At 75.2% G+C, this 5,072-nt stretch carries 6 protein-coding genes; 5 read left to right on the top strand and 1 reads right to left on the bottom strand.

Translation table 11 applies throughout. The annotated features are described in order from the left end of the window. The 4 genes from KIK08_RS37205 to KIK08_RS37220 all read left to right on the top strand — a co-directional run. Positions 1-197, top strand: a 197-nt coding sequence (locus KIK08_RS37205; RefSeq protein WP_214408012.1) for a hypothetical protein, incomplete at its 5' end; no start/stop codon positions are given. A 19-nt stretch (positions 198-216) separates the two neighbouring features. Beyond that, positions 217-1,062, top strand: a complete 846-nt coding sequence (locus tag KIK08_RS37210) for a helix-turn-helix domain-containing protein (RefSeq protein WP_214408013.1) — start codon at positions 217-219, stop codon at positions 1,060-1,062. A 42-nt stretch (positions 1,063-1,104) separates the two neighbouring features. Beyond that, positions 1,105-2,055: an NAD-dependent epimerase/dehydratase family protein gene (locus KIK08_RS37215; protein WP_214408014.1), complete on the top strand. Its 951-nt coding sequence runs from the start codon at positions 1,105-1,107 to the stop codon at positions 2,053-2,055. Between the two features lie 16 nt (positions 2,056-2,071). Next, a complete protein-coding gene (locus KIK08_RS37220) occupies positions 2,072-2,668 on the top strand; it encodes a dihydrofolate reductase family protein (protein WP_214408015.1) in 597 nt (198 codons plus the stop codon). Between the two features lie 72 nt (positions 2,669-2,740). Here the strand turns inward: KIK08_RS37220 and KIK08_RS37225 are convergent, their stop codons facing one another. Further along, on the bottom strand, positions 2,741-3,730 hold the full coding sequence (locus tag KIK08_RS37225; protein WP_214408016.1) for an alpha/beta fold hydrolase: 990 nt from the start codon (positions 3,728-3,730) through the stop codon (positions 2,741-2,743). A 219-nt stretch (positions 3,731-3,949) separates the two neighbouring features. On the opposite strand from KIK08_RS37225, the gene KIK08_RS37230 reads away from it, so the two are divergent. Further along, a partial coding sequence (locus KIK08_RS37230) for an AAA family ATPase (protein ID WP_214408017.1) occupies positions 3,950-5,072 on the top strand: 1,123 nt, incomplete at its 3' end.

Below are 5,072 nucleotides of genomic sequence, written 5' to 3' on the forward strand. Positions count from 1 at the left end.
AGCTGCACCTCGCCCGCGGCGAGACGGCCGCGGCCACCGCCGCCGCGGCCGCCGCCCTCGCGCAGGCGCGTGCCGTCGGCTACGCCGCGGGGACCGACCGGCTCGCGGCGATCGAGAGCGTCGCCGCCGACCGTCGCACCGGCGGGGTGGGAGTGCTGCACCGTGACGACGTCAGCGGCGACCCGCAGCCGATCTGAGGAGCGGCATGATGGTGGGGTGGCCGGGGAGTCGTCCTACGTGGAACGCGCGCCGGCGCCCGCGCTGGCCGCGTTGGCGACGTCAGTCTGGATCCAGCGGGTGGGCGAGCGGCCCGTCGAGCAGCGGTACGTGCCGCACGGCGGCGCCGAGGTGCGCTGCGTGCTCGGCGAGGCGCCCCGACTGCTCGGGCCGCTGACCGCGTCGACGTACCGGGAGATCCCGGCCGGGGGCACGGTCGTCGGGGTGCGGCTGCGCCCGGGCGTGCTCGGCGGCCTGGTCGGGATGCCGGCCGACGAGCTGGTCGACCAGGACGTGGCGGGCACCGACGTCTGGCGCGACCTCGCCCGCCTCACCGACCTCCTCGGCGACGCCGCGACCCCGCGGCTGGCGCTGGACCGGCTCCAGTCGTTCGTCGCGCGGGCCGCGGGCGAACCGGACCCGCTGGTGGACGAGGCCGTGCGGAACCTGATGCCGTGGCACCGCGGCGGGACCGCGGCCCTGCCAGGGCTGCTGTCGATCTCCGAACGCCAGCTGCGCCGCCGCTGCCGGGCCGCGGTCGGCGTCGGGCCCAAGGAGCTGCACCGCGTCCTGCGGTTCCAGGGCTTCGTCGCCCGCATCCAGGCCTCGGTCGAGCGGGGCGGCTCGCGGGCCGACCTGGCGGGGTGGGCCGCCGAGGTCGGCTACCACGACCAGGCGCACCTCAGCCACGAGTGCCGCCGGCTCGCCGGCGCCACCCCCGGCGAGCTGTTCGCGCAGTACGGCGCGGCGTGCACCTGCGGGCACGACCACGCCGCGTCCTACGCGCCCATGCTGCGGCCCCGGGACGGCCGTTTCGTACAAGAGCGGCCCGTGGCGCCGGCCTAGCGTCGCGCTCATGCAGCTCCCCGCACCGACGGCCGGGCACCGATGATCCTGATCACCGGCGGCCTGGGTTCGATCGGATCGCACACCGCACGGGCCCTGCTCGACCTGGGCGAGTCCGTCGTGCTCACCGCCCACCGGTCCACCGCCCTGCCCGAGCACCTCGCCGGCGGGCCGGCGGGCCGGGTCGTCGTCGAGCCGCTGGACACCCGGGACGAGGCGGCCTTCCTCGACATCGGGCGGCGCCACGAGATCACCGGCATCGTGCACCTCGCGGCAGCGCCGCACGACCTCCCCGACCCCGTCGAGTACCTCCGCGCCGACACCCTCGGCCTGCTCGCCGCGCTGAACGCGGCGACGGTGTGGGGCGTGCGGCGGTTCGCGGTGGCCAGCAGCATCGCCGTGTACGCGGGGGTCGACGAGGCCCCGTGGCGCGAGGACGCCGCGCTGCCGGTGGTGGCGCCGCACCAGATCCCGGTGTTCAAGAAGACCGCGGAGCTGTTCACCGCGCTGGCCGGCCGGAGCGCCGGGTTCACCGCGCTGAACCTGCGGATCGGCACCATCTGGGGGCCGCTCGGCCTGCCGGACAACCCGTTCTTCGCGCTCCCCCGGCTGCTCAGCGCGGCGGTCCGCGGTGAGGACCCGGACCTCGTCCCACCCCGCCCGCCGGCGTACGCCGGGGACGCCACCGACCTCTGCTACGTCAAGGACTGCGGCCGGGCCATCGCGCTGCTCATGCTCGCGGAGCGGCTGGACCACCGCACCTACAACGTCTCCAGCGGACGGCTGGTGCCCTACGCCGAGGTCGTCGCCGCGATCAACGCCGCGGTCCCGGGCGCGGACATCACCCTGCCCGACGGGCGCAACCCCGACCGGCCCGCCGACAACCACCTCGACATCACCCGGCTGCGGGAGGACACCGGCTTCCGGCCGGAGTACGACGTCGAGCGCGCTGTGAGGGACTACGTCGACTGGCTCGGCAAGCATGATCGCTAGTCACCGAGGAGGACACATGGCCAGGGTCGTCATGCAGGCGGTCGTCTCAGTGGACGGCTACATCGCCCGCCCCGACGACTCGGTCGGGCCGCTGTTCGAGTGGTACGGCAACGGCGACACGGAACTCACCGCCGCGGCCAGCGGCTGGACGTTCCACGTCTCCCGCGCCTCCGCCGCCCACGTCCAGCCCTTCTGGGACGCCGTCGACGTCACGGTGATCGGCCGGCACCTCTTCGACACCACCAACGGCTGGGACGGGAAGCCGGGCGCCGGGAGCCACCTGGTCGTGGTCACCCACCGGCCGCTGCCCCCGCAGTGGCCCGCCGACCACCCGGACGCGCCGTTCCACACCGCCGACTCCGTCGAGGCGGGCATCGCGCTCGCCGCGGAGCTGGCGGGCGACGGCCTCGTCTGCGTGACGGCGGGCGACGTCGGCGGGCAGGCGTTCGCCGCCGGGCTGGTCGACGAGATCGCGATGGACATCGCCCCGGTGGTTTTGGGCGAAGGGGTGCGCTTCTTCGGCGGTCACGTCGGCACGGTGCTGCTCCACGACCCGGACCGGGTGGTGCGGGGCGACCGGGTGCTGCACGTGCACTACACCGTCAAGCGCTGACGGGCCGATGACCGGGACGTCGTGGGAAGTGGGCCCAGCGGCCGGGGCGGGGCCCACCTCCTCGCGGCCGGTTCAGCCGGGCGAGGCCGCGGCCGCGTGCGGTCTGCGGTCGTGTCCTGCGACCGCGCCGTCGCGGTACGGGGCCAGGAACGCCGTCAGCGCTGCCAGCATCTCCTCGGGAGCCTCCTCGGCGACGAAGTGGCCGGCCCCGGGGATGACGACGCCCTGCACGTCGTCCGCGACGAGCTCGACCGCCTCCGCGACGTGCGCCCCGAAGCTCGCCGCTCCGCCGATCGCCAGGACCGGCATCCGCAGGCGCTGGGCCGTCCGCCGCCCGTCCTGGGCGATGGTCGCGTCCAGCGCCCGGTAGAAGCCGAAGCTGGCGCGCAGCGAGTCGGGATCGGACAGCAGACCGACGTAGTAATCGATCACCTCGGGCGGCAGCGCCGTGGCGGCCGCGTCGAACTCCCAGCCGAAGAAGATGCGCTCCCGCCCCTCGACGAGCTGTTCGTTGATCTTCTCCAGCCGGTTGAACGGCAGGTGCCAGAGGCGGTCGTTGATCGGACCGGGGACGAACACCGGCGGTGAGGGCGCCGCCCCCGGCGATCCCGGGATCTCGGCGAGGACCGCCCGGTCGATGCGCTCCGGGTGGTCGGCCGCCAGCGCGTAGCCGATCGCGAACCCCGTGTCGTGGCCGACGACGGCGAACCGCTCGTGGCCCAGGCCCGCCATCAGCGCGACCATGTCGCCGGCGAGGGTCGCGGTGTCGTACCCGCCGGCGGGCTTGTCGGACAGCCCCCGGCCGCGCTGGTCGACCGCGACGACCTCGAAGTCCCTCGCCAGGGCGGGCATCAGCGACCGCCACGCGTACCAGGTCTGCGGCCAGCCGTGGATCAGCAGCAGCGGCGGGCCCTCGCCCCCGACGACGGCGTGCAGGCGCACGTCGCCGGTATCGACGTACCGGCTGGTGAACGTGTCGGTGAACCCGGCGTCGAGGCCGGGCGCGCCGGACGCGGAACCGGGGCCTTCGGGGACCGGCAGGGGCAGGGACGGTGAGCTCATGGGGAGCTCCTCTCGGGGCCGAGGACGGGGTTGGGTGACGCGGTTGGTGGCGCCACCGACCCTGCTCGGCGCGTCCGATCCCTCGCGCCCGTGCCGACGCGTGCCGACACCCTGGTCCGTCCCGCCCGTGATCGCGGGGGCGGCCACTAGCCACCCGGTGTCGATCCTGGGAGGCTCACCTCGCGCTGGCCGGAGAGTCGGTTGCGGGACGGGGCGCGGATGAGCCTGCTCGGGCGGACCGACGAGTGCGCCCTGCTGGACGGTGTGATCGAGGACATCCGCCGGGGCGAGAGCCGGTCGCTCGTCCTGCGGGGCGAGGCCGGCATCGGGAAGACGGCGCTGCTGGAGCACCTGGCCGCGTCGGCGTCGGACCTGACCGTCGTGCGGGCGGTGGGGGTCGAGTCCGAGATGGAGCTGGCCTTCGCGAGCCTGCACCAGCTGTGCGCTCCGCTGCTCGACCGCCTCGACCAGCTGCCGGTCCCGCAGCGCGATGCGCTCCGGATCGTCTTCGGGGTGGCCTCGGGACCCGCGCCGGAGCGCTTCCTGGTCGCTCTCGCCGTGCTCAGCCTGGTTTCCGAGGTGGCCGAGCAGCGTCCGTTGCTGTGCGTCGTCGACGACGCGCAGTGGCTGGACCGGACCTCGGCGCTGACGCTCGCGTTCGTCGCCCGCCGGTTGTTGGCCGAGCCGGTGGGGCTCGTGTTCGCGGCGCGGGAACCCGGCGAGGAGCTCCGGCGCCTGCCCGACCTGGAGGTTCGCGGTCTGCGCGACGACGACGCCCGTGCGCTGCTGGACTCGACCGTCCGGTTCACCCTGGACAGGCCGGTTCGCGAGAGGATCCTCGCGGAGGCACGGGGAAACCCGCTCGCGCTGCTGGAGCTGCCCCGGGGGTTGACCTCGACGCAGTTGGCCGGGGGGTTCGGCATGCCGGACGCCCGCGACCTCCCCAACCGGATCGAGCGGAGCTACATCCGTCGGCTGCGGGCCCTGCCCGACGATGCGCGCCGGCTGCTGCTCGTGGCCGCCGCCGAGCCGGTCGGTGACCCGCTGCTCCTGCAGCGCGCCTGCGAACGGCTGGGGATCGCGATCTCCGCGGTCGACGCGACGGACGGGCTGCTCGCCTTCGACGAGCGCGTGACCTTCTGCCACCCCCTGGCGCGCTCGGCCGTGTACCGGTCGGCCGGCGGGGCGGAGCGCCGAGCGGCCCACGTGGCCCTGGCCGCGGTGACGAGCCGGATCGCCGACCCGGACCGGCGGGCCTGGCACCTGGCCTGCGCCGCCGCCGCCGGGCCCGACGAGGAGGTCGCGCGCGAGCTGGAGCTCTCGGCGGGCCGGGCGCAGGCGC

The sequence above is a fragment of the Pseudonocardia lacus genome (assembly GCF_018531445.1).
Classification (GTDB): Bacteria; Actinomycetota; Actinomycetes; order Mycobacteriales; family Pseudonocardiaceae; genus Pseudonocardia; species Pseudonocardia lacus.

Coding starts and splice junctions, on each gene's coding strand:
- KIK08_RS37220 (WP_214408015.1), top strand. CDS start 2,072: ATGGCCAGGGTCGTCATGCAGGCGGTCGTCTCAGTGGACGGCTACATC.
- KIK08_RS37225 (WP_214408016.1), bottom strand. CDS start 3,730: ATGAGCTCACCGTCCCTGCCCCTGCCGGTCCCCGAAGGCCCCGGTTCC.
- KIK08_RS37215 (WP_214408014.1), top strand. CDS start 1,105: ATGATCCTGATCACCGGCGGCCTGGGTTCGATCGGATCGCACACCGCA.